The organism is Gorillibacterium sp. CAU 1737 (assembly GCF_039888655.1).
Taxonomy (GTDB): Bacteria; Bacillota; Bacilli; order Paenibacillales; family NBRC-103111; genus Gorillibacterium.
Genome location: NZ_JBDQQO010000002.1, coordinates 448,967 through 471,349, shown reverse-complemented (window position 1 = coordinate 471,349; position 22,383 = coordinate 448,967). Strand labels below are relative to the sequence as shown.

Genomic DNA, 22,383 nt, shown 5'->3' with positions numbered 1-22,383 from the left:
GCTGAATGAAACCGGATCGAATGAATCTTCGTAAAGGAGTGGGTATATGGAAGAGAGAAGTGTCATGCTGGCCCTTCAAGAAATCAAAGGCGTGGGCTGGAAGACGGTGCTGCGTCTAGTCTCAGGACTCACGAGGCTCAGCGTATTACCGAGCATGTCCTCGGAAGAGATTGCCGGCTTAGGGTTCCCTGCGTCAAAAGCGGAGATGATCCTATCGTCTCTTCGGGATATCGACACAGAGAAGCTGGAAGAGGAGTATGCCCGGAAGCGCGTTCGCGCCATCACCATCTACGACGAGGACTATCCGGCTCTCCTCAAACAGACATCCCAGCCGCCTTGGGTGCTCTATGCCATCGGTCGAACAGAGCTTCTTCCCCTTCCCTGCGTCGCGGTCGTGGGCACTCGAACGCCTACGGCGTACGGGACGCGCGTGGCCGAGGAACTGGGGAAGCTTCTTGACCAGTCTGGAGGAGTCGCGGTCAGCGGACTTGCCCGAGGGATCGACGGTGCGGTCCATCGAGGTGCTCTCTCGGGGAGTGGAGGCACCATCGCCGTTGTCGGCGGCGGGCCGGATGTCATCTACCCACCGGAGCATCGGGCCTTGTATACAGAGATGGCGACGCGCGGCCTTATCCTCTCCGAATTTCCGCCGGGTACGAGGATTTCACCGGGGCTGTTCCCGCTCCGCAATCGGATTATTGCCGGTCTCTCGCTTGGGACCGTGGTGGTGGAGGCAGCGGTTCGGAGCGGTTCGCTCATTACGGCGGACCAGGCTCTCGATGAGTCGCGGGATGTCTTCGCTGTGCCCGGGCCGATCAGCTCGCCCAAGAGTCGCGGGACCCACGAATTGATTCGACAAGGTGCGCGAATCGTGATTGAGCCCGCTGACATCATTCGCGAATATGCGGCAAGCTTCCCATCGGCCGGTGTTGTCTTGACGGCGGGACCTCCCCGTGATAAGCTCCCTGAGCTAAGCGAAGAGGAAGCCCGGCTTCTCGCTTCCTTTCCGGAAGGTCCGGTCACCCTCGACACGCTGCTCGCCAAGAGTCAAACAAATTTTGGACATTTGCATGAACTTCTGCTAAATTTAGTTTTGACCAAAAGGATCAAAGCGCTGCCAGGTGCGGCCTACGCCAAAATAGAAGATTGTACACAGTAAGGGAGGTCGGACGCATGGCAGATTCCCTGGTGATCGTAGAATCACCCGCCAAAGCGAAAACGATCGGCAAATATCTCGGAAGTAAATATATCGTCAAAGCCTCAATGGGGCATATTCGCGATCTGCCCAAAAGCCAGATCGGCGTCGAGGTCGAGAACAGCTTCGAGCCCAAATACATCACCATTCGCGGCAAAGGTTCCGTTCTGAAGGAACTGAAGGATGCGAGCCGCAAAGTCAAACATATCTATCTCGCGGCTGACCCTGACCGCGAAGGGGAAGCGATTGCCTGGCATCTCGCTCATTACCTGAACGTGGACGAGAGCGCGACCTGCCGCGTCGTGTTTAACGAAATTACCAAGCAAGCAGTGAAGGACGCCTTCAAAACCCCGCGTCCGATCAACATGGATCTGGTCAATGCCCAACAGGCGCGGCGGATTCTCGATCGGCTCGTCGGCTACAAGATCAGCCCTCTTCTCTGGAAGAAGGTTAAGAAAGGTCTGTCAGCCGGGCGCGTTCAATCCGTATCGGTGAAGCTGATCATCGACCGGGAAAATGAGATCCGTGATTTCCTGCCCGAAGAGTATTGGTCGATCACGGCCAAGCTGCAGCAGAAGGGCGCTGCCTTCGAAGCGAAATATTACGGGACGAACGGTGAGAAGAGGGAGCTCGGATCGGAGGCGGATGTCCAAGCCGTCTTGAAGGATCTCGAGCAGGGTTCCTTCGTCGTTGTGGATGTGCGAGAGAAGGAACGCCTCCGGCATCCATCAGCTCCTTTCATTACGAGTACGCTGCAGCAGGAGGCGGCCCGCAAGTTGAATTTCCGCGCCGCCAAGACGATGTCCGTCGCCCAGCAGCTTTACGAAGGGATCGATCTCGGCAAGGAAGGGACCGTCGGTCTCATCACCTACATGCGGACCGACTCCACCCGGATTTCGCCGGTCGCACAGGAAGAAGCCAAAGAATTCATCCAAGGCAAGTATGGAGAGGCTTTTGTCCCGGAGACCCCACGTGTCTATACCAAGAAGAACGCCAACACCCAGGACGCACATGAAGCGGTCCGTCCCAGCTCGGTGCTGCGTGAGCCTGAGTTGATCAAGGAATTCCTCTCTCGGGATCAATTCCGCCTGTACAAGCTCGTCTGGGAACGGTTTGTCGCAAGTCAGATGGCCTCGGCCGTTATGGATACCGTTACGGCGGATTTGAGCGCGGGGCCCCATCTTTTCCGTGCCGCGGGTTCGCAGGTGAAATTCCCGGGCTTTATGAAGGTGTACATCGAAGGAAGCGATGACAGCGTCGCGGAGGACGATGGGCTCCTGCCGCCGCTGCATGCGGAGGATCGGCCTTCTGTGCAGAGCATCGATCCGAAGCAGCACTTTACTCAGCCCCCTCCTCGGTACACGGAAGCACGGCTCGTTCGAGCGCTGGAGGAGATTGGAATCGGACGTCCGAGCACCTACGCCCCGACTCTGGAAACCATCCAGAAGCGCGGGTATGTGGCCTTGGAAGAGAAGAAATTCATGCCGACCGAGCTCGGAGAGCTGGTCATCGCTCAGATGGAGGAGTTCTTCCCCGAAATCCTCAACGTCGAGTTCACTGCCCACATGGAGCAGGACCTTGACCATGTGGAGGAAGGCAAGGAAGATTGGGTCCAAGTCTTGGAAACCTTCTATGAAACCTTCTCCAAACGGCTGGAGTACGCCGAGGAAGAGATGAAGGAGATCGAGATTCAAGACGAGGTCTCGGATGTCATCTGTGAGAAGTGCGGTCGTCACATGGTCTACAAAATGGGCCGCTTCGGCAAATTCCTCGCCTGCTCCGGGTTCCCCGATTGCCGGAACACGAAACCGATTGTGAAGGATACAGGGGTCACCTGCCCGCAGTGCAACCAGGGCAAAATCATCGAGCGGCGCAGTAAGAAAGGCCGAATCTTCTACGGCTGCGACCGATACCCCGATTGCGACTTCGTATCCTGGGATCGTCCGGCCGGAAAACCTTGTCCGGAGTGCGGCGGTCTCATGATCGTAAAGAATACGAAGAACGGTCCTGTGATTCAATGTACCAAATGCGATTACAAAGAAGAGCCGCAAGAGGAAGAGAGCGGCGACGATCTGGAATAAGAGCGGCAGCGAATAGGCTGCCATCGGCAAGAGCGTGTGGGCAGCCTGGGGTTCATTCTCCGGGCTGCCGGACACGCTCTAGCTGTGGAGACGGGACGCCGCCGCAACACTTTCGGCGTCACCGTTTCTTCTTGTCTTCGCGTCTATTACGGAAGGAGTTACCCTCATGAGTTCATCTGCATTCCCGCGTGTTACCGTCATCGGAGCCGGTCTGGCCGGCAGCGAGGCAGCCTGGCAAATCGTCAAGCAAGGCGTCCCGGTGAGGCTCTACGAAATGCGCCCCGTTCGGAAAACCCCGGCGCACATTTCCGATAAATTCGCCGAGCTCGTCTGCAGCAATTCGCTGCGAGCCAACGGCCTGACCAATGCCGTCGGCGTTCTTAAAGAAGAGATGCGACGTCTGGATTCTCTCATCATGCGAAGCGCCGACAAGCATGCCGTTCCTGCCGGTGGAGCACTCGCCGTGGATCGTGACGGATTCTCCGGCGAAATTACCGAAATTCTTCACCAGCATCCCTTGGTGGAAGTCGTCAACGAAGAGCTGACGGAGATTCCGGAAGGGATTACTGTGGTCGCATCCGGTCCACTCACCTCTCCGTCTCTGTCGGAGAAGCTGCGAGGCCTCATAGGAGAAGAGTACCTCTACTTCTACGATGCTGCTGCGCCGATCGTGGAGAAGGACTCCATCGACATGGACAAGGTGTTCATCGCTTCCCGTTATGACAAGGGAGAGGCAGCCTACATCAACTGCCCGATGAACGAGGATGAGTTCAATGCGTTCTACGATGCGCTGACAACGGCAGAGGCCGTTCCCTTGAAGGAGTTCGAGAAGGAGATTTACTTCGAGGGCTGCATGCCGGTCGAAATCATGGCCTCCCGCGGCCGTCAGACGCTCCTGTTTGGCCCCATGAAGCCGGTTGGCTTGCCCGATCCACGCACAGGAAAGATTCCGCATGCGGTACTCCAGCTGAGACAGGACAATGCGGCTGGGACGCTCTACAACCTGGTAGGCTTCCAGACACATCTGAAGTGGGGGGAGCAGAAGAGGGTATTCTCGCTCATCCCGGGACTGGAAAACGCAGAATTCGTTCGTTACGGCGTAATGCACCGCAACACGTTCCTGAATGCTCCCCGCCTGCTCGAACCGACTTATCAGTTCAAGCAGCGCCATGACCTCTTCTTCGCCGGGCAAATGACCGGAGTTGAAGGCTATGTGGAGTCGGCGGCTTCGGGTCTGTTGGCCGGCATGAACGCAGGCCGTCTTGCTCGCGGGCTGGAGCCTGTCGTCTTCCCGCTGGAATCGACGTTAGGCGGTATGGCCCATTACGTGACGAATGCCGATCCAGGGGCTTTCCAGCCGATGAACGCGAACTTCGGCCTGTTCCCGCCGCTCGGAGAGAAGATTCGCAACAAGCAGGCGAAGAACGAGAAGCTGGCTCATCGCGCGCTCGATGCGGTCCAAGCCTTTTTGCCAACGCTGAATTCGTAAGCAGCGGTTCATTCGTCAACCAAATCGTCCGCTGCTGCCGGCTCGAAGCGGGAAGACCTCTCAAGAGGCTCTTCTTGCTTCGGCCGGTTTCTTTCATTAGTCGTTGGCCAAATCCGCTTGTGAGGCCAAGCACAGGTGTGATACGATAGGTGTGTTTGTCACATGAGGCAATGAGGGACGGGGCTTTGACTCCCCCGGTCAGAATATTCAGTTAATAATGTCGGAACCCGGCAAGGAGGGATTCACCATGGGAGATTTTCATGCAACCACAATCTTTGCGATCCGTCACAATGGCAAAGGAGCCATTGCGGGCGACGGCCAAGTCACGTTCGGCAACAGCGTTGTCATGAAGAACACGGCGAAGAAGGTGCGGCGCCTCTATCGAGGCAAGGTAGTCGCAGGCTTTGCCGGATCGGTCGCGGATGCGATCACGCTTTTTGAGAAATTCGAGGGCAAGCTGGAGGAGCATGGAGGCAACCTGCAGCGCTCCGCGGTGGAGTTGGCCAAGGAGTGGAGATCAGACCGCGTTCTTCGCAGGCTGGAAGCGATGATGATCGTCATGGATGCAGAGGGACTGTTGCTCATCTCCGGGAATGGAGAGATTATTGAGCCGGATGACGGGATTTTGGCCATCGGTTCGGGCGGCAATTTCGCCCTGGCGGCTGGTAGAGCCCTGCATCGGTATTCCCCGCAGCTTGAAGCGAGGGACATCGCCAAGGCGGCACTTGAGACGGCATCGGAAATCTGTGTCTATACGAACGGCAATATCATCGTGGAAGAGATCTGAACCGATCATGCGCTTCGCGCATAAAGCCCGAAGGAGGCGATCTTCGTATGAAAAAGCAGACGGTGTTCACCCCGCGCGAGATCGTAGCGGAGCTGGATAAGTACATAGTGGGCCAGGCCAAGGCCAAGCGCTCGGTAGCGGTTGCCCTGCGCAATCGTTATCGGCGGAGCAAGCTCGAGGAGCAGCTTCGCGACGAAGTGGTTCCGAAGAACATTCTGATGATCGGCCCGACCGGCGTGGGCAAGACGGAGATTGCCCGCCGGCTCGCCAAACTCGTAGGCGCGCCTTTCGTGAAGGTGGAGGCGACCAAGTTCACCGAGGTCGGCTACGTCGGACGGGATGTCGAGTCGATGGTGCGCGACCTGGTGGAGACCTCGATCCGCATCGTGAAGGCGGAGAAGGCCGAGGAGCTGAAGGACCGTGCGGGGGAGCTGGCGGAAGAGCGGCTTGCTGCGATTCTCGTTCCACAGCCCGAATCCGCCAAATCCTCCCGAAATCCGTTTGAAATGCTGTTCGGCGGGCAGAATGCATCTGCACCGGAACCGCAAGCCCAGGATCCTTCCTTGGATGCCAAGCGTCGGGAAACGTTGGATCGTCTGAAGCGCGGGGAACTGGAAGAAGAGACGGTCGAGATCGACGTGGAGGATCATTCCCCGACGATGCTCGATATGCTGGCCGGCCAAGGGAACGAGCAGATGGGCATGAACCTCCAGGAGATGTTCGGCAACATGATGCCGAAGCGTCGAAAGAAACGCCGTCTCAAGGTGAGAGAGGCGCGTCAGGTGCTCCTCCAGGAGGAAGCTCAAAAGCTGATGGATATGGATGAGGTGAACCAGGAGGCGCTTAGACGCGCCGAGCAGTCCGGGATCATCTTCATCGATGAAATCGACAAAGTCGCCAGCGGCGGCAAAGGAAGCGGGCCAGATGTATCCCGAGAGGGCGTGCAGCGTGATATTTTGCCGATCGTCGAAGGCTCTACGGTATCCACCAAATACGGTCCGATCCACACCGATTACATTCTCTTCATAGCAGCAGGAGCTTTTCACATTTCGAAGCCTTCCGATCTGATCCCGGAGCTGCAAGGACGCTTTCCGATTCGGGTGGAGCTGACCAACTTAAGTGAAGACGACTTCTACTGCATTTTGACGGAACCGAGAAACGCCCTGACCAAGCAATACACGGCTCTTCTCCAGACGGAGGGGATCGATGTGGAATTCTCCGAAGAGGCCATTCGCGAGATTGCCAAGATTGCGGCCGAGGTCAACCGCAATACGGAGAATATCGGGGCCAGGCGTCTGCACACCATCCTGGAAAAGCTTCTGGAGGATCTTTCCTTTGAGGCTCCGGACCTCCAGTTGGAGCATTTCGTCATCACCCCGGAATACGTCCGGGAGAAGCTGGTGGAGATCGCGAAGAATCGGGATTTAAGTCAGTATATTTTATAGGTCGATAGACCTAATTTTTATCAAAGGTCTTTCCGCAAGATCATGATGGGCTGTACGGATATGATGGGGGTATAGAGATGAGCTTATTGGGAAAAACACGAACCCTGAACCGGCTGCTGCAAAAAGCCGCTGGGAAGGCAGTTAATTTTAGGGAAATGGCGGAGGTGCTGCGGGACATCCTGGGAGCAAGCGTCTTCGTGATCAGCCGACGGGGCAAGATGCTGGGGTTCGCGGTATCCGGCCCGTTCGGCTCGGAGGAAGCCGAGCGCTCCATCAACCAGGAGCGTCGGATTCCGGCCGATTACAATCATCGTTTGCTGAAGATCGACGAGACTCTGTCCAATACGGAGGACCCGCTTCATTCTTTGTTTGCACCTGGAATTCTAACCGTTGTGCCCATTATCGGCGCAGGGGAACGTGTAGGTACGCTCGTCCTCTCCCGTCCTGATCAGCTGTTTACCGATGACGATCTGATCCTGGCGGAATACGGCTCTACCATTGTCGGCATGGAAATCCTGCGGGAAAAAGCGGAGGAATATGGCCAGGAAATTCGCAGCCGTACTGTGGTTCAGGTTGCGGTTAATTCCCTGTCTTACAGCGAGCTGGAGGCCGTCGAGCATATCTTCGAGGAGCTGAACGGCAAAGAAGGCCTGCTGGTGGCGAGCAAGGTGGCGGACCGGGTCGGCATCACACGGTCGGTCATCGTCAACGCTCTGCGCAAGCTGGAGAGCGCCGGTGTGATCGAGACCCGCTCGCTCGGCATGAAGGGAACGTACATCCGGATTTTGAACGACCAGCTTTTGTCCGGTCTGGATAAAGCAAAAATTCAATAAAAGCGTTCTGGGGATTAAATTAAATAACGGAAACAGATGAGCACTATCTCACAGGAAGATAGTGCTTTTTTCATATTGAATGAAATGGGGAAAAAAGGAATAATCAGATGGTGTGATCGTTCGCACGAATGCGACAAAAGTTGCATTTTTCTTGATTCCTGTCGAATCAAGAAGGGAAAGCAGGCCTTTTCGACGAATTACCTTCCTAAGATGTTGCTACAAGGCTGACGAGCTGTCTAAATGAAACCAGGTAAAGGGGGACAATGACGACCTTGCTTACGAATTCAACTTTTCGACTGCTTGAAAATACCCTTGATTCTTCTGCTTTGCGGCAACGGGTGCTGGTGAACAACCTGGCGAACATCGAGACGCCGAACTTCAAGCGTTCCGATGTCGACTTTGCGAAAGTTTTGCAAAAGGAAATGACCTCTTCGTTCAGCATCGAAGCGAAACGGACCGACTCGAGGCACATTCCGTTCAGCGGCTCGGGATCTTCGGTAGATCCTCGTATTGTGACGGATGAGACCTCCGTGATGAATAACAACAAGAACAATGTGGATGTGGATTCCGAAATGACGAAGCTGGCTGAAAATCAGCTTAGCTACTATACGCTCATTTCACAGGCCAACTATGACATCAAGCATCTACGCACTGCCATTGGGGGGAGAGGGTAATCCATGAGACTGAACACCGGATTTGACATTAGTGCATCCGCCCTTACGGCCGAACGGCTTCGCATGGACGTCGTCTCCTCGAACATCTCGAATGCCAACACGACTCGCAGCAAGCTGGTCAATGGCAAGTGGGAGCCTTATACCCGCAAGATGGTCGTGATGGAGCCGAATGCAAAGTCATTTCAATCTTATATGAATACCGCCATGAACAAGTCCGCAGGGGATGGGGTCAAGGTGACGAAGATTACCGAGGACAGCGCTCCTTACAAAATCGTCTACAACCCGACGCATCCCGATGCCGATGAGAACGGCAATGTCCTGATGCCGAATGTCGATGTCCTGAAGGAAATGGTGGACATGATCGCAGCGACACGCTCGTATGAAGCCAACGTAACCGCTCTGAATGCCTCTAAGGCGATGGTGACCAAAGCGCTTGAAATCGGAAGATAATCGCTAGAGAAAAAACCGCATCAAGAGCGGCACTGATGGAGGAATCCGTACATGATTAACCCGATTTCCATTCAATCGCTTCAAGCGGCCGGAACCAAAACGGCAGGATCTGTTACCGGAACCGAGCTGGCTGGCCAATTCGGTGACTATTTGAACGGAGCGCTTACGAAGCTTAGCCAGGATGAGCAAACGACGAAAAACTTGACGACGGCCTTCATTCAAGGAGAGTCTACGGATATCCACACTCTGATGGTTGCTCAAGAGAAGGTGTCCCTCGGACTCGAGCTCACCGTACAAGCACGCAATAAAATGATAGAAGCCTACCAAGAAATTATGAGGATGCAGCTGTAATGAATCATTTATTGCCTGTTTATGATGGGGTGACACGGTGAACGAAACGATTCGACGCTACTGGGACGGAGCCAAGGAACGCTGGCTTCGCTTCGGAAAAAGCCAAAAGATAGCTTTTGTTTCGATTTTATTGATTTTGCTTATATCGGTTCCGATGCTCATTATGTATTTCTCTCGAACCGAATACTCGCTCGCCTTTACCGATCTTCAACCAAATGATGCGGCGGCGATCAAGAATTATCTCGATTCCAGTTCCATTCCCTATCAGCTGAGCGATGACGGGAAGAACATTTCGGTGCCGCGCAACAAAGCGGCCACCATCAAGATCGATGTCGTACAACAAGGCTTGAACCAGAACGGCGCGATTGGATATGAATCGCTGAAGGACAGCGCCTTCGGTACTACGGACCGCGAATTCGACGTTAAACAGCTGTCCATGCTGCAAGGCGAAGTCGAAAAGATGCTTAATACCTTTGATGCGGTGGCGCGCTCCAATGTCATGATCAACCTGCCGAAGGAATCGGTCTTCTTGACGGATTCGGAAAAGGAAGCGTCCACGGCAGCGGTCATCCTGACGCTGAAGCCGGGCTACCTGCTCGATCAGCAGAAGATCGACACGATGTACCAGCTCGTCTCGCACAGCGTGAAGAACCTTCCGGTCGGCAATGTCACGATTTCGGAAGCGAACGGGGACCTGCTTCCCTTTTCGAAGTCTGATGAAGCGACGGCTTCCGCCACGACAGCTGCATCGGTTCAGTTCCAGATCAAGAAGCAATTCGAGCGCGACATCCAGGCGAACGTAACGAAGATCTTGAGCGAAGTGATTGGGTCGGAGGGCAAGGTCGTTCCGATCGTTGTCGCAAGCCTCAACTTCGACAAGAAGACGAGCGAAGAAAATCTCGTTACCCCGGTTGTGGATAACGAAGGGATCGCTATCAGCGTGCAGGAGATTCAAGAGAGCTATTCCAGCGATGGCAGTTCGGCAAGCGGAGCAGCCGGCACCGGGGAAACCGATGTCCCGACTTATCCGTCCGACACGAACAGCGGCAAAACCACTTCGGAGAAGGTCCAAAAGACGATCAACAACGAGGTTAACCGCATTCATAATGTCATTGAGAAGAGCCCGTACTATATCAACGATTTATCCATTTCCGTAGGCATTGAAACACCAAACGGACAACCGTTGTCGGATGACCTGCGAACGAATATTCAAAAGCTGCTCAAAAGCGTAGTCAGTGCATCGCTTGCCAACCGCGAAAATGCTTCTGCATTAACAGACGATGATCTGACGGCAAAAGTTACGGTCTTTGAAAATAATTCCACTGCGACGACTGCGACAGCAGCCTCGAACGGACTGAACTGGTACCTGATCGGAGGAATCGGCGCGGCTGTGTTAGCGCTCGCCGGCCTAGGGGGTTTCCTTCTGGCGAGGAGACGGAGGAATAACGCGCTGGTGGAAGAGTTCGAACCGGCACCGACCCGTGTGGAATATCCGACTATCGATCTGGATGCGGAGACCGGGGAAACTCAGATGCGCAAGCAGCTTGAAATGTTGGCCAAGAAAAAACCGGATGAGTTTGTCAACCTGCTCCGGACTTGGCTGGTAGACGAATAGGGGTGTCGATTCTTGGCTAAAGCTTACGCTCAACAACCCGTTTTATCGGGCAGGCAAAAGGCGGCGATTCTGCTCATCAGCCTCGGCCCGGAAGTGTCTGCTCAAATCTTCAAGCACTTGCGCGATGAGGAAATTGAGCAGCTGACTTTGGAGATCGCCAACGTCCGTAAGGTGGACTCCTCCGAAAAAGAAATGATCCTGCAAGAATTTCATCAAATCTGCATGGCCCAAGAATTTATCTCTCAAGGCGGGATCAATTACGCCAAGGAAATTTTGGAGAAGGCTCTCGGGTCGCAGAAGGCGATCGATATTATCAACCGGCTTACGGCCACCCTGCAGGTTCGTCCCTTTGATTTCGCCCGCAAGGCAGATCCAGGGCAGATTCTGAACTTCATTCAGAATGAAAACTCGCAGACCATTGCACTTGTTCTCTCTTATCTGCAGGCGGACCAAGCCTCTATGATCCTGTCGTCACTTCCGCAAGAGAAGCAGGCGGAAGTGGCCAAACGGATCGCCCTTATGGACAGCACTTCCCCGGAGATCATCGCTCAAGTCGAGCGAGTTCTCGAGCAGAAGCTGTCTGCGACCGTCACGCAGGATTACACGTCGGCAGGCGGCATCGAGGCGATCGTTCAAATCTTGAACGGCGTCGACCGCGGTACCGAACGGACGATTCTGGACTCTCTCGAGATTCAGGACCCCGAGCTTGCCGAAGAAATCAAGAAGCGGATGTTTGTCTTCGAAGACATTGTCAACATCGACAACCGTTCGATACAGCGTATCATCCGCGACATCGAGAATGCCGACCTTCAACTGGCGCTCAAGGTGGCAAGCGACGAGGTTCGGGAAGTTATCTTCCGGAACATGTCCAAGCGGATGGTCGAAACCTTCCGCGAAGAGATGGAGTTCATGGGACCGGTTCGCCTGCGCGATGTAGAAGAAGCGCAAACCCGAATCGTCTCGACGATCCGTCGACTCGAGGAAGCTGGAGAGATCATTATCGCCCGTGGCGGGGGGGACGATGTCATTGTCTAATCTCATCAAGCCGGACGGCTATATTGCCCTGGATGAAGCGAAGCTCGTGCAGCACATGGAAAAGTGGATCTTGGAGCGCCGCGCGGAGAGCATGAAAGAGAGTCTGGCCGATGAGCAAACCGAGAAAAGAGATCGTGAACTGGCCGAATTAAATGCCATGAAGGACGGAATTATTCTCGACGCCGAGCGAATGGCGGAAGAACGAATCCGGCAGGCGCAAGAGGAAGCCGATCAGCTGCGGGAGGAAACCGAAGCCGATCTGGCCGCCTGGTGGGAAGAAAGAAGGAGCCATGATGCGGAGGCCGAGGAGGCTGCCCGTCAGCATGGCTACCAGATCGGCTACAAAGAAGGAATTCTGAAAGCCGATGAAGAGGTACGCCAGGAGTACAGCCAGATGACGCAGGAGGCGGCAACCGTTCTGGAGCAGTCTTACCGCTTGAAGACGGAGATTATCCAGGAGGCGGAGCCGTTTCTGATCGAGCTGGCCACCTCCATCGCGGAGAAGATTATCAACAAGCAGCTCACGCTCGAACCGAACTGGATTCGGGACATGACCCGCTCCGTCCTCTCGCGGAAACGGGAGAACGGGACAATTACCCTCTGCGTAGCCCCTCAACACTTCTCGTACTTCCATGATGCCAGAGAAGAGCTGCTTCTCGCTGTCGATTCGCAAGCGGAGCTGGTGATTCTTCCGGATGCTTCTGTTCCGGATTATGGCTGCGTGGTTCGCACGAACCTGGGCAGCGTCGATGCTCGCATCGATACCCAGTTGAAGGAGATCAAGCAAGCCCTTGCCGCCCTTGCCATTACAGACCCCGCTGAGGACGGAGGGGACTCCGATGAGTAGCCGTCTGGATGCCGCTCGTTACGTAGAACACCTGCAGCAGTTGGATCCGGTTGTTGTCGGAGGCCGGGTAACCCAGGTTATCGGCCTTACCGTGGAATCGGAAGGACCGGACGCCAGTGTCGGCGATGTCTGTCTGATTTATCCGTACAAGGCCGGCAAACCGCTCCAAGCGGAGGTCGTCGGGTTTCGGGATAACAAAGTGATTCTCATGCCGCTTGGCGAGCTTCATTCCATTGGTCCTGGCTGCGAGGTTGTCAGTACGGGCAAGCCGCTCACGGTTCAAGTGGGTCATGAGCTTCTCGGCAAAGTACTGGACGGTCTGGGACAGCCCTTGGACGGCTCCAAGCTGCCTGCCCGCATGGCGCATTATTCCACGAATAATCAGCCGGGGAATCCGTTGAAACGGCCTCGGGTGCTCACCCCGATCAGTGTGGGGGTTCGCTGCATCGATGGTCTGCTGACCATCGGCAAGGGGCAGCGGGTCGGGATTTTCGCAGGTTCAGGCGTCGGGAAGAGCACCTTGCTCGGGATGGTCGCCCGCAACACAGAGGCGGACGTCAACGTCATTGCGCTGATCGGAGAACGCGGCCGCGAGGTGCTTGACTTCATCGAGCGCGACCTCGGGCCGGAAGGCCTTGCCCGTTCGGTCGTCATCGTGGCAACCTCGGATCAGCCCGCTTTGATCCGGATCAAGGGGGCGCTGATCGCAACCAGCATCGCCGAGTATTTCCGCGACCGCGGGTTGAATGTCATGTTCATGATGGATTCGGTCACCCGGTTTGCCATGGCGCAGCGGGAGGTCGGGCTCGCCGTTGGGGAGCCTCCAGCAACCCGCGGCTATACCCCGTCGGTATTCGCGATGCTGCCGAAGCTCCTGGAACGCTCCGGTACCGGACCGAAGGGGTCGATTACCGCCTTTTACACGGTGTTGGTCGATGGGGATGACATGAACGAGCCGATTGCCGATGCGGTGCGGGGGATTCTGGATGGCCACATCGTGCTGAACCGCAATATCGCGCACAAGGGCCATTACCCGGCCATTGATGTGCTGGCGAGCATCAGCCGGGTCATGAAGGAAATCGTTCCGGAGGAGCATCAGGATGCTGCTGATTTCCTCAAGAAACTGCTATCTACTTATAAGGATTCGGAAGATTTGATTAATATTGGGGCGTACCAGGAAGGTTCGAACACGCAGATTGACCAATCCATTCAGTTCATTGGTGCGATCAATCAGTACACGAGGCAGAAGACGCATGAAAAAGTGAACTTCGAGGAAGCGCAGGAGCGGCTCATGGCCGAATTCTCAGGAGGTTGATCGCAGTGAAATTCCGCTACACGTTTCAAAAGATCGTCGACCTGAAATCCAATGAGAAGACACAAGCCGAATGGATCCTGTCTTCCGCTGTCAGCCAACTGAGGGTGGAGGAATCCAGCCTGACGGAGCTTCGCATCGAGCGTCAAGGGATTGAAGGCATGCTGATGGATGCGTCGATTGCCAGCACAACGGTGTCCGACTTGCTCCTCTTCCAGAATTACCTCACGCACATGGACCAGCGGATCGATGCAAAGCTGCTCGATGTGAAACAGGCGGAGGAGCAAGTATCCACAAGCCGGACACACCTCTCGGAGAAAGCTGTGGAAGAGAAGGTTTGGTTTCGGGCGAGGGACAAAGCCCGTGATCTTTTCCTGGCAGAGGCGCAAAAGAAAGAGCAGGAGACGCTGGACGAAATGGCGCTCACCCGATACAAACGTCCTTCCTAAGGCGTGTGGAGAGCTAGATTGAACCAGCAGGGGACTGCGAGGAAGGTGAACGGAATTCATGGATACGGAAGAAAAATCGGAGATGAACGGATTTGAGCGGTTTTTGATCTGGTTCCTTGTTCCGGTAGTATTCGGAATCGTGCTGATCCTGGTGATGATGACCCTTCTCGGGGTAGACATCAAGCAACAGGCCATGAACATCGGCAATCGCATTCCCATCGTCGAAAAGTGGGTGCCGGATCCGAAGAAGACGCCGGCCGAGCCAGTGGACGGGGAAAAGAAGGGCGCCGAAGAGCAACCGAGCGAATCGGCCAAGGATAAGCAAATCGCGGATCTGCAAGCTCAGTTGAAGGAAGCGAAAGCAGACGCCAACCAGTTCCAATCCTCTTACCTGAAAAAGGATCAGGAGCTCAAGGACCTGCAAGCCAAGCAGGACAAGCTTGAAGAAGACATGAAGAAGCTGGAGTCCAGCAACGAGGCCTACGATCAAGCCGTGTCGGAGACCAGCAAGGTCTATGCCACGATGAGTCCCTCCAAGGCGGCTCCGATCCTGGAGGCGATGACGAAGGCAGAGCAGGTCCTGATCTTAAGCGGCATGAAGACCGCGGAGCAAACCCGGATTCTGGAAAAGATGACACCGACGAATGCAGCAGACGTCTCGGTTTTGCTCAAGGATCAAGTGCCTGCACGGGACCGGGAACTGCTGGCCCTGCAAGAGCGAGTCAAAAAACTGACCTCCTCCACAACGAGCACCTCGTTTACCATCACGGACCTGGGCGCCACCGTAGCGGGAATGCAGGCGAAGCAAGCCTCTGCTCTGCTTCTGGAAATGTACAAATCAAGTCCAGCCAAAGTGATCTCGGTGCTGAAAGCAGCGGATTCCTCGGCTCGGTCCTCGATCCTCAGCGCGATGACGACCGCGGATGCTAAGAAGGCGGCGGAAATCTCAGCCAAGCTGGCACCGTAATCGAAGAAATCTCTGATTACCCCACGAAAGGAGGTGAAACCATGGATAATCGAATTTCGATTGGACCGGCTGCATCGCCTGCGCCGACCGCGGCAGCAGTACCTTCTGCCGAGGCTGCAAAAGGAAATGGGGCTGCCTCCAGCGCAGCCGCAAACGGTCAAGCTGGAGGGAGTACTTCAAAAACAGCTTTCAAGGATGCGTTGAATCAGGCGAACAAGAGTGCCGCCCAGACAGATACCGCTTCGCCGTCATCAGACAGCACCGTAGCCGAACCCGTTGCAAAAGGCGAAACGGCAACTGACTCCTCTCAAGCGGTGGACGCCAATCTGATCGCCATCCTGCTTGGAGGGGCTGGCTTGACGAATAGGCCGGATCGGGAGAACCTGATCTCGTTGATTCAAGAAGCCTTAGACAATTCGGATAAGGTAGCCGAGCTGCTGAACACCCTGGATGGCCAAGCCTGGCTTACTCAAGCGGATGCACTGCTTCAAGCGTTGAACGTTGATCCGAACTCGGACACCGCAGGAAGTTCGACTTCTCTACCCGTTACGGCGAAAGTTGAATCCGTTCTGAGCGGACTATTGACCGCCCTGCAGACCGAGCCGGAGACCGTATTGCCCGTTCAACTGGCGGAAGGGTTTGCTAAGCTCCTTGCGGCCCAGCAAAAGGACTCTGAACCGACTGTGGAAGCTAAGCCGGCGGCAGATTCTAATGCTCAACCTTCCTCCCCCGAGCAAGGAGAGGTTCAAGTTGCCGTTAAGGTAACCAAGTCTGCGCATTCTGCACTGGAAGCCCTAACCTTCCGCAAAGGCCTTCATCCGGAGCAAATGCAGGCGTTAGCTGCGGATTCCGCTGCTCTTTCCAGCGAAGAGCCTGCACCTGCGGTGACTCTTGCTCAACCGGTTGCAACTAGTGCGACCGTGCAAAAGGAAGAGGCGCAGCCAGGAACCGCCGCTCTCGTTTCCGGGGCGAAGGAAGAACCGGTCTCTCCTGATGCCCAGCCCATATTGGCCGCATCTTTGAAATCGTCCGCAGCCGAGCTGCTGAAGCCGGACAAGCTCGAGATTCCCGTACAGGTTAGAAACTTTGCTGATGAAATGGCATCATTGCTTGCCAAGAACAGCAAAACCGGCATTCTCGGGAATTTAACCGAAGCCAGACTTCTCTTAAGGCCGGAGCATCTTGGCGCAGTTGACGTTCGGATTACTCTTCACAATGGTCAGCTCGTGGCACACTTTGCCGCTCAGCAATCGCTCGCCAAAGACGTGTTGGAGAACCAAATGACACAGTTGCGTGTTACCCTTCAGAACCAAGGCTATCAGGTCGAACGGTTGGAGGTGACGCACAGTCCTTCCCTTCAATCCGGTATGTTCCAAGGGGATCAAGGAAGACAGGCTTTCCGGCAAACCAAGGAAAACAGTCAAGGGAATCGCTCGCATGTCGTGGACTTGACGGAAGAAGAGTTTGAAGCTCAACTCGATCATGTCGACGAACTGCGGAGGGATGCAGCCGGAGCGACGGTGGACTTCACCGCATAGCGAAGGAAAAAGTGGTAAGAGGAGGTGACGTATGGCTGACAATGCGGTTAGCACAAAGAATGTATGGCCTTATTATTCCAGCGGCAATACAAGCACCGCTGCAAAAGCGGACCAATCGCTCGGCAAGGATCAGTTTATGAAGATCCTGATCGCGCAGTTGAAAAATCAAGACCCGATGAATCCGATGAAGGATCAGGAATTCATTGCTCAAATGGCACAATTCAGCTCGGTCGAGCAATTGTCCAACATGGCCAATGAGATGAAACTGCTTCGTTTGTCTGCCGGGCTCAGCCCCGAACTAATCGATAAGAAAGTGACTTGGGAAGCCAAGGATTCCACAGGAGCAACGGTCACACAATCTGGAATCGTCACAGGCCTTTCGATGAAAAAAGGGGTTCAGTACGTGCAGGTGGACGGGAAGGATATCAGCGTGGAGCTGCTGACCCGGGTCGAGAAGGCGGAGGGTTGATCATGAAGGATTCCGTATCTCTCGGCAGGCTTTATCCCAATCCGGTTCCTCCCGGTCTAACCAAACGGACGAATGCTTCTTCCGACACTACCAAGCCGTCGGTCCGCTTCCAAGATGTGCTCCAACAGGAGATGCGCATCAGCAAGCATGCTCAGAACCGTCTGCAAGAACGGGGCATCAACCTGAAGCCGGAGCAGATGGAACAAATTCGGACTGCGGTGGAGAAGGCAGAAGCCAAAGGAGCCAAGGAATCGCTCGTTCTCATGCGAGACCTTGCCTTTATCGTAAATGTAAAAAGCAAGACGATTGTAACAGCAATGGACGGCACCTCGATGAAGGACAACGTGTTCACTTCCATCGACAGCGCCATTGTGATTTGAGGAAGCACCGGGCTGGCCCGAAATGGAGGCCCAGGGTCTGCTGAATGACAGATGCAGCCCAACATTTCCAAAACAACTTAGGAGGTTTTGAATCGATGCTTAGATCCTTGTATTCGGGCATTTCGGGTATGCGCGGCTTTCAAACCAAGCTGGACGTCATCGGGAACAACATCGCAAACGTAAACACCATTGGCTTTAAGGCTGGCCGGGTAATGTTCAAAGACATCCTCAGCCAGACCGTCGCCGGTTCGACGCCTCCTACCGATACGACCGGCGGTGTCAATCCGAAGCAAGTCGGTCTCGGCGTGGCGCTGGGAACGATCGACACGGTTCACACACCGGGCAGCGCAATGACGACGAACGTCTCTACGGACCTTCGGATCGACGGTGATGGATTCTTTGCTGTCAAGACGAGCTCCGACTCCGATTCCATCTTCTTGACGCGTGCCGGGAACTTCACGTTGGACTCGAACCGCCGGCTTGTAAATGGGGACGGAATGTTCGTTCTCTCCGCTGAAGACGGCGACGTGATTCAGTTGGACGACACGGTAACGGCCTTTACGATCGGTCAGGACGGCTCGCTCATCTCGATCGACAGCGAAGGGAATGCAACTCCTCTCGATGTGCGGGTTGGTGTCGTGAAAGTGGCGAACCCAGGTGGTCTGGAAAAGATCGGCGGCAACCTGTACCGTCCGACGACAACCGCCATGGGTGAAGGCATAACGGAAGTAACCGTTGGAACGGCCGGCGTGGAAGGAAACGGCTTGATCATCGCAGGTCAGCTGGAGATGTCGAACGTGGACCTCACGAGCGAATTCAGTGAAATGATCGTCGCTCAACGCGGGTTCCAAGCGAACTCCCGGATCATCACCACATCAGACGAAGTTCTGCAAGAAATCGTGAATCTGAAGCGATAATCGCAATAGCGCCGGGACGAGCTTCTCTCGTCCCGGCGTATAACAGCAAAATCCTTCGATTCGCATTCAGCTTGCCCGGATTAACGGGACTTAGGCAAGGAGGGAATTCACGTGATATCGGTTACCCGGCTTAACGGCAAGACCATCACCATCAATGCCCTGCTCATCGAAAGCGTAGAGGAGACCCCGGACACCATGATCACCTTGACCACAGGGAAAAAACTGATGGTGCTCGAACCTATGCCAGAAGTGAACGAGCGGATTACCTCCTATTACGGGCAGCTCGGCCTTTTGGGAGCCGGTGTAAAGATCAGGAAGGTGGAGGAGTCGGAATGAACAGTAAAAAAATCATTACCCTCAGCTTGGGGATGCTTTGCGCAGGGCTTCTGGTCGCTTTTGCTGCCGTTTGGCTGTACAATTTCCTGTCCGATCAGAACAGCATCGCGGACCCGGGGAAGAAGGCTGTAAATTCGGTAGAGACGGTGGAAGGAAAGAAGGTTTCGGCTGCCGAAATCAAAAAGCTTACCGTCACCATCGATAATGTCATCACCAACCTGAATGAACCGAACAAAGCCGTGAAGGCAAGCTTCGCCTTTGAGCTTAGCGGCGACAAAGGAAAAACCGAATTTGAAAACTTTGATACTCGCGTAAAAAGCGTGATCAACAGCACCCTTGCCGATCTGACCAACGAACAGCTGGCCGGAAGCAAAGGGCAAGATTACCTGGCTTCCTTGTTGATGAACAAAATCAACGGCTTTCTGACCGAAGGCAAGGTAAGCCGGATCAACATCACCGAATTGATCGTGCAATAATGAGCCTGACTATTTTGCTACGGGGAGGTGACAGATTTGGTAGACGTACTCTCGCAGAATGAGATTGATGCGCTCCTCGCGGCCCTCTCTTCAGGAGAAATGGACGCTGAGGAGCTCAAAAAGGAAGAGACCCAGAAAAAAATACGCGGTTACAATTTCAAGAGAGCTACGAGATTTTCCAAGGACCATCTCCGAAGCTTGACGCGAATACATGAGAACTTTGCGAGATTTCTGACGACGTACTTTTCCACCACCTTGAGAACCTTCGTCCAGATCAGCGTCGTGCAGGTGGAACAGCTTCCATACGATGAATTCATTCGATCCATCCCGAAGATGACGATCTTGAATATCTTCGAAGCCGAGCCGCTTGAAGGCCGCATGGTACTGGAGGTGAATCCGAACGTCGCCTTCGCCATGGTGGATCGCATGCTAGGCGGTTCCGGAACCTCGACCAGCAAAGCAACCGTGCTGACCGAGATCGAAAACATGATCATGGAACGGATGTTCGGGCGAGCCTTGGAGAGCCTTCAAGAAGCTTGGAAAACCGTTGCGGACATCAGCCCGCGCCTGGATTCGCTTGAAACGAACCCTCAATTTATGCAGATCGCTTCGGCGAACGATACGATCGCACTCATCTCGCTCAGCACCAAAATTGGGGAAACGACCGGGATGATCAACCTTTGTATCCCGCACGTGGTCATCGAGCCGATGATGCCTCGACTATCGGTCCACCATATGTTTGTCACCCAGAAGAAGAGCAAGACGACGGAAGAATACGAAGCCTTGCAAGATCGGGTAAACTTGGCTCCGCTCGACATTGTGGCCGAGCTCGGTGAATCGCGACTTACGGTTCAGGAATTCCTCAGCCTATCGCCGGGGGATGTCATCACCTTGAACAAGCCAGTGGAAGAAGGGCTATTGGTCAAAGTCGGGAGCCAGACGAAATATATCGGAAGTCCGGGCACGATGAGAGGGAAGGTCGCGCTACAAATCACGCAGATCGTAAGCGAGGGAGTGGAAGAACATGACGAATAACCGGGATTACTTGTCCCAGGAAGAGATCGATGCTCTCTTGAGGCAAACCTCGGATGATGGAGAGGGCTCTCCGACGGAGGAGGCTTCGCCGGATCTGTACCAATACCTCACGAGCATGGAACAAGACGCCTTAGGCGAGATTGGGAACATCACGTTTGGAAGCGCGGCTACCGCTTTGTCGACTCTGCTTGGCAAGAAAGTCGACATCACTACGCCAAAGGTCTCCATCCTTCCGAGAGCAGAGCTTCAGAAGGAGTTCCCTAAGCCTCATGTCACGGTTCATGTGAACTATGTGGACGGCTTCCACGGCATCAACTTGCTCGTGATCAAAGTTCGCGACGCCCAGGTCATTGCCGACCTGATGATGGGCGGTTCGGGAACGGGTCTTGAGAATACCGAGCTGAACGACCTGCACATCAGCGCCGTTCAAGAAGCCATGAATCAGATGATGGGTTCATCGGCAACCTCGATGTCGACGATCTTCAACCGGATGGTAAATATTTCACCTCCAGGAATCGACATTATGGATCTTGCTTCGCAAGAAGGAAAAGACAGTCTTCCTGCCGAAGAAGTGTTTGTGAAAATTTCGTTCCGCTTAAGGATCGGAGATCTTATCGACTCGAACATCATGCAGTTGCTTCCGGTCGATTTTTCTAAGGAGATGGTGCGAACCTTAATCGGCGGTTCCGACGAATCGGTACCGGAATCGACAAAATCCGAGCCCGCGATTACGCCTCCCGCACCGGCTGCGGCACCGCCGCAAGAAATGCCTGCCGCGCAAACGCCGCCGCCCGCTGCGTCTATTCCCGCGCAGCCGCCGCAGCAGCCCTTCGACGGGATGCAATCGGGAGCACCGACCTATCCGCCGCAGAATCCCTATTATCCCCCGTATCCAGCTCCGCAGCCTGGGGCGTATGGTTATCCGCCTTATCCGGGACAACCGATGGGGATGCCGGCTCAACCTTCGTTTGGTTCTGCTGTCAACCGCAACGTGAATGTACAGCCCGCTCAGTTCAGCGGGTTCACGCCGGGACTCGTCCCGCCTGTAGACGAGGGCAACCTCGGACTTTTGATGGACATTCCGCTTAAGGTGACGGTAGAGCTGGGTCGATCCAAGATGCTGATCAAAGATATTTTGCAGTTGTCGCAGGGGTCGATCATCGAGTTGGACAAGCTGGCTGGGGAACCCGTTGATATTCTCGTGAACAACAAGCTGATTGCCAAAGGCGAAGTCGTCGTTATCGACGAAAACTTTGGGGTCCGCGTGACGGATATCATCAACCAGTGGGAACGAATTCAGAAGATCCAATAACTAGGAGGACTGTTTACTAATGTCGAATCGTATCTTGATCGTGGACGACGCTGCCTTTATGAGAATGATGATCCGTGACATCCTGACGAAGAACGGATATGAGGTTTGCGGAGAAGCCAATGATGGCGCACAAGCCATTGAGAAATTCAAGGAATTCCGCCCTGACCTTATCACGATGGACATCACGATGCCGGAGATGGACGGAATCAATGCGCTGAAGGAAATCAAGAAGATCGATCCGAATGCTAAAGTTATCATGTGCTCCGCCATGGGGCAGCAAGCGATGGTTATCGATGCGATCCAAGCTGGGGCGAAGGACTTTATCGTCAAACCGTTCCAGTCGGACCGCGTTATCGAAGCGATTCGCAAAACGCTTGGGTAAGCGGCCAT

General features: G+C 54.7%; 24 protein-coding genes. All 24 read left to right on the top strand.

Translation table 11 applies throughout. The annotated features are described in order from the left end of the window. Nucleotides 1-46: 46 nt before the first annotated feature. The 24 genes from dprA to AAFN83_RS06535 all read left to right on the top strand — a co-directional run bounded on the left by dprA (nt 47) and on the right by AAFN83_RS06535 (nt 22,375). The gene (gene dprA / locus AAFN83_RS06650) at nt 47-1,159 is read left to right on the top strand and encodes a DNA-processing protein DprA (RefSeq protein ID WP_347768040.1); all 1,113 of its coding nucleotides are present in this window, start codon (nt 47-49) and stop codon (nt 1,157-1,159) included. A gap of 14 nt (nt 1,160-1,173) precedes the next feature. Continuing rightward, nucleotides 1,174-3,276 (top strand): type I DNA topoisomerase, encoded by a 2,103-nt coding sequence (gene topA, locus AAFN83_RS06645; RefSeq protein ID WP_347768039.1) that lies wholly within the window; start codon nt 1,174-1,176, stop codon nt 3,274-3,276. A gap of 166 nt (nt 3,277-3,442) precedes the next feature. Continuing rightward, nucleotides 3,443-4,765, top strand: a complete 1,323-nt coding sequence (trmFO, locus tag AAFN83_RS06640; RefSeq protein WP_347768038.1) for an FADH(2)-oxidizing methylenetetrahydrofolate--tRNA-(uracil(54)-C(5))-methyltransferase TrmFO — start codon at nt 3,443-3,445, stop codon at nt 4,763-4,765. 247 nt (nt 4,766-5,012) lie between these two features. Then, the gene (gene hslV, locus AAFN83_RS06635; protein ID WP_347768037.1) at nt 5,013-5,552 is read left to right on the top strand and encodes an ATP-dependent protease subunit HslV; all 540 of its coding nucleotides are present in this window, start codon (nt 5,013-5,015) and stop codon (nt 5,550-5,552) included. 47 nt (nt 5,553-5,599) lie between these two features. Further along, complete coding sequence (hslU, locus tag AAFN83_RS06630; protein ID WP_347768036.1) at nt 5,600-6,997, top strand: ATP-dependent protease ATPase subunit HslU; 1,398 nt, start codon at nt 5,600-5,602, stop codon at nt 6,995-6,997. A 77-nt stretch (nt 6,998-7,074) separates the two neighbouring features. Continuing rightward, nucleotides 7,075-7,830: a GTP-sensing pleiotropic transcriptional regulator CodY gene (codY, locus tag AAFN83_RS06625; protein ID WP_347768035.1), complete on the top strand. Its 756-nt coding sequence runs from the start codon at nt 7,075-7,077 to the stop codon at nt 7,828-7,830. Nucleotides 7,831-8,093: 263 nt separating this feature from the next. Beyond that, nucleotides 8,094-8,504 (top strand): flagellar basal body rod protein FlgB, encoded by a 411-nt coding sequence (gene flgB / locus AAFN83_RS06620; protein WP_347768033.1) that lies wholly within the window; start codon nt 8,094-8,096, stop codon nt 8,502-8,504. Between the two features lie 3 nt (nt 8,505-8,507). After that, a complete protein-coding gene (flgC, locus tag AAFN83_RS06615) occupies nt 8,508-8,954 on the top strand; it encodes a flagellar basal body rod protein FlgC (protein ID WP_347768031.1) in 447 nt (148 codons plus the stop codon). Between the two features lie 51 nt (nt 8,955-9,005). Beyond that, nucleotides 9,006-9,305, top strand: coding sequence for a flagellar hook-basal body complex protein FliE (gene fliE, locus AAFN83_RS06610; RefSeq protein WP_347768030.1), 300 nt, complete (start codon nt 9,006-9,008; stop codon nt 9,303-9,305). Between the two features lie 37 nt (nt 9,306-9,342). Continuing rightward, complete coding sequence (gene fliF, locus AAFN83_RS06605; RefSeq protein ID WP_347768029.1) at nt 9,343-10,920, top strand: flagellar basal-body MS-ring/collar protein FliF; 1,578 nt, start codon at nt 9,343-9,345, stop codon at nt 10,918-10,920. A 12-nt stretch (nt 10,921-10,932) separates the two neighbouring features. Further along, nucleotides 10,933-11,955, top strand: coding sequence for a flagellar motor switch protein FliG (fliG, locus tag AAFN83_RS06600; protein WP_347768028.1), 1,023 nt, complete (start codon nt 10,933-10,935; stop codon nt 11,953-11,955). Beyond that, nucleotides 11,942-12,802 (top strand): FliH/SctL family protein, encoded by an 861-nt coding sequence (locus tag AAFN83_RS06595; protein WP_347768027.1) that lies wholly within the window; start codon nt 11,942-11,944, stop codon nt 12,800-12,802. Before fliG ends, AAFN83_RS06595 begins: the two co-directional genes overlap by 14 nt. Further along, on the top strand, nt 12,795-14,117 hold the full coding sequence (gene fliI, locus AAFN83_RS06590) for a flagellar protein export ATPase FliI (RefSeq protein ID WP_347768026.1): 1,323 nt from the start codon (nt 12,795-12,797) through the stop codon (nt 14,115-14,117). Before AAFN83_RS06595 ends, fliI begins: the two co-directional genes overlap by 8 nt. A 5-nt stretch (nt 14,118-14,122) precedes the next feature. Next, nucleotides 14,123-14,563 carry a flagellar export protein FliJ gene (fliJ, locus tag AAFN83_RS06585; RefSeq protein ID WP_347768025.1) on the top strand — a complete coding sequence of 147 codons (441 nt, stop codon included), beginning with the start codon at nt 14,123-14,125 and terminating at the stop codon, nt 14,561-14,563. Between the two features lie 58 nt (nt 14,564-14,621). Beyond that, nucleotides 14,622-15,530 (top strand): MotE family protein, encoded by a 909-nt coding sequence (locus tag AAFN83_RS06580; protein ID WP_347768024.1) that lies wholly within the window; start codon nt 14,622-14,624, stop codon nt 15,528-15,530. Nucleotides 15,531-15,571: 41 nt separating this feature from the next. After that, nucleotides 15,572-17,068 carry a flagellar hook-length control protein FliK gene (locus AAFN83_RS06575; protein ID WP_347768023.1) on the top strand — a complete coding sequence of 499 codons (1,497 nt, stop codon included), beginning with the start codon at nt 15,572-15,574 and terminating at the stop codon, nt 17,066-17,068. A gap of 31 nt (nt 17,069-17,099) precedes the next feature. Next, nucleotides 17,100-17,537, top strand: a complete 438-nt coding sequence (locus AAFN83_RS06570; RefSeq protein WP_347768021.1) for a flagellar hook capping FlgD N-terminal domain-containing protein — start codon at nt 17,100-17,102, stop codon at nt 17,535-17,537. A 2-nt stretch (nt 17,538-17,539) separates the two neighbouring features. Then, nucleotides 17,540-17,917 carry a TIGR02530 family flagellar biosynthesis protein gene (locus tag AAFN83_RS06565; protein WP_347768019.1) on the top strand — a complete coding sequence of 126 codons (378 nt, stop codon included), beginning with the start codon at nt 17,540-17,542 and terminating at the stop codon, nt 17,915-17,917. Between the two features lie 95 nt (nt 17,918-18,012). Then, nucleotides 18,013-18,834, top strand: a complete 822-nt coding sequence (gene flgG, locus AAFN83_RS06560) for a flagellar basal body rod protein FlgG (protein ID WP_347768018.1) — start codon at nt 18,013-18,015, stop codon at nt 18,832-18,834. A 111-nt stretch (nt 18,835-18,945) separates the two neighbouring features. Continuing rightward, complete coding sequence (locus tag AAFN83_RS06555; protein WP_347768016.1) at nt 18,946-19,170, top strand: flagellar FlbD family protein; 225 nt, start codon at nt 18,946-18,948, stop codon at nt 19,168-19,170. Then, nucleotides 19,167-19,646 carry a flagellar basal body-associated FliL family protein gene (locus AAFN83_RS06550; protein WP_347768015.1) on the top strand — a complete coding sequence of 160 codons (480 nt, stop codon included), beginning with the start codon at nt 19,167-19,169 and terminating at the stop codon, nt 19,644-19,646. Before AAFN83_RS06555 ends, AAFN83_RS06550 begins: the two co-directional genes overlap by 4 nt. A 36-nt stretch (nt 19,647-19,682) precedes the next feature. Further along, nucleotides 19,683-20,681 (top strand): flagellar motor switch protein FliM, encoded by a 999-nt coding sequence (gene fliM, locus AAFN83_RS06545; protein ID WP_347768014.1) that lies wholly within the window; start codon nt 19,683-19,685, stop codon nt 20,679-20,681. Then, nucleotides 20,671-21,993, top strand: coding sequence for a flagellar motor switch phosphatase FliY (gene fliY, locus AAFN83_RS06540; protein ID WP_347768013.1), 1,323 nt, complete (start codon nt 20,671-20,673; stop codon nt 21,991-21,993). The genes fliM and fliY overlap by 11 nt, the downstream gene beginning before the upstream one ends. A 19-nt stretch (nt 21,994-22,012) precedes the next feature. Beyond that, nucleotides 22,013-22,375 carry a response regulator gene (locus tag AAFN83_RS06535; RefSeq protein ID WP_347768011.1) on the top strand — a complete coding sequence of 121 codons (363 nt, stop codon included), beginning with the start codon at nt 22,013-22,015 and terminating at the stop codon, nt 22,373-22,375. Nucleotides 22,376-22,383 lie beyond the last annotated feature (8 nt).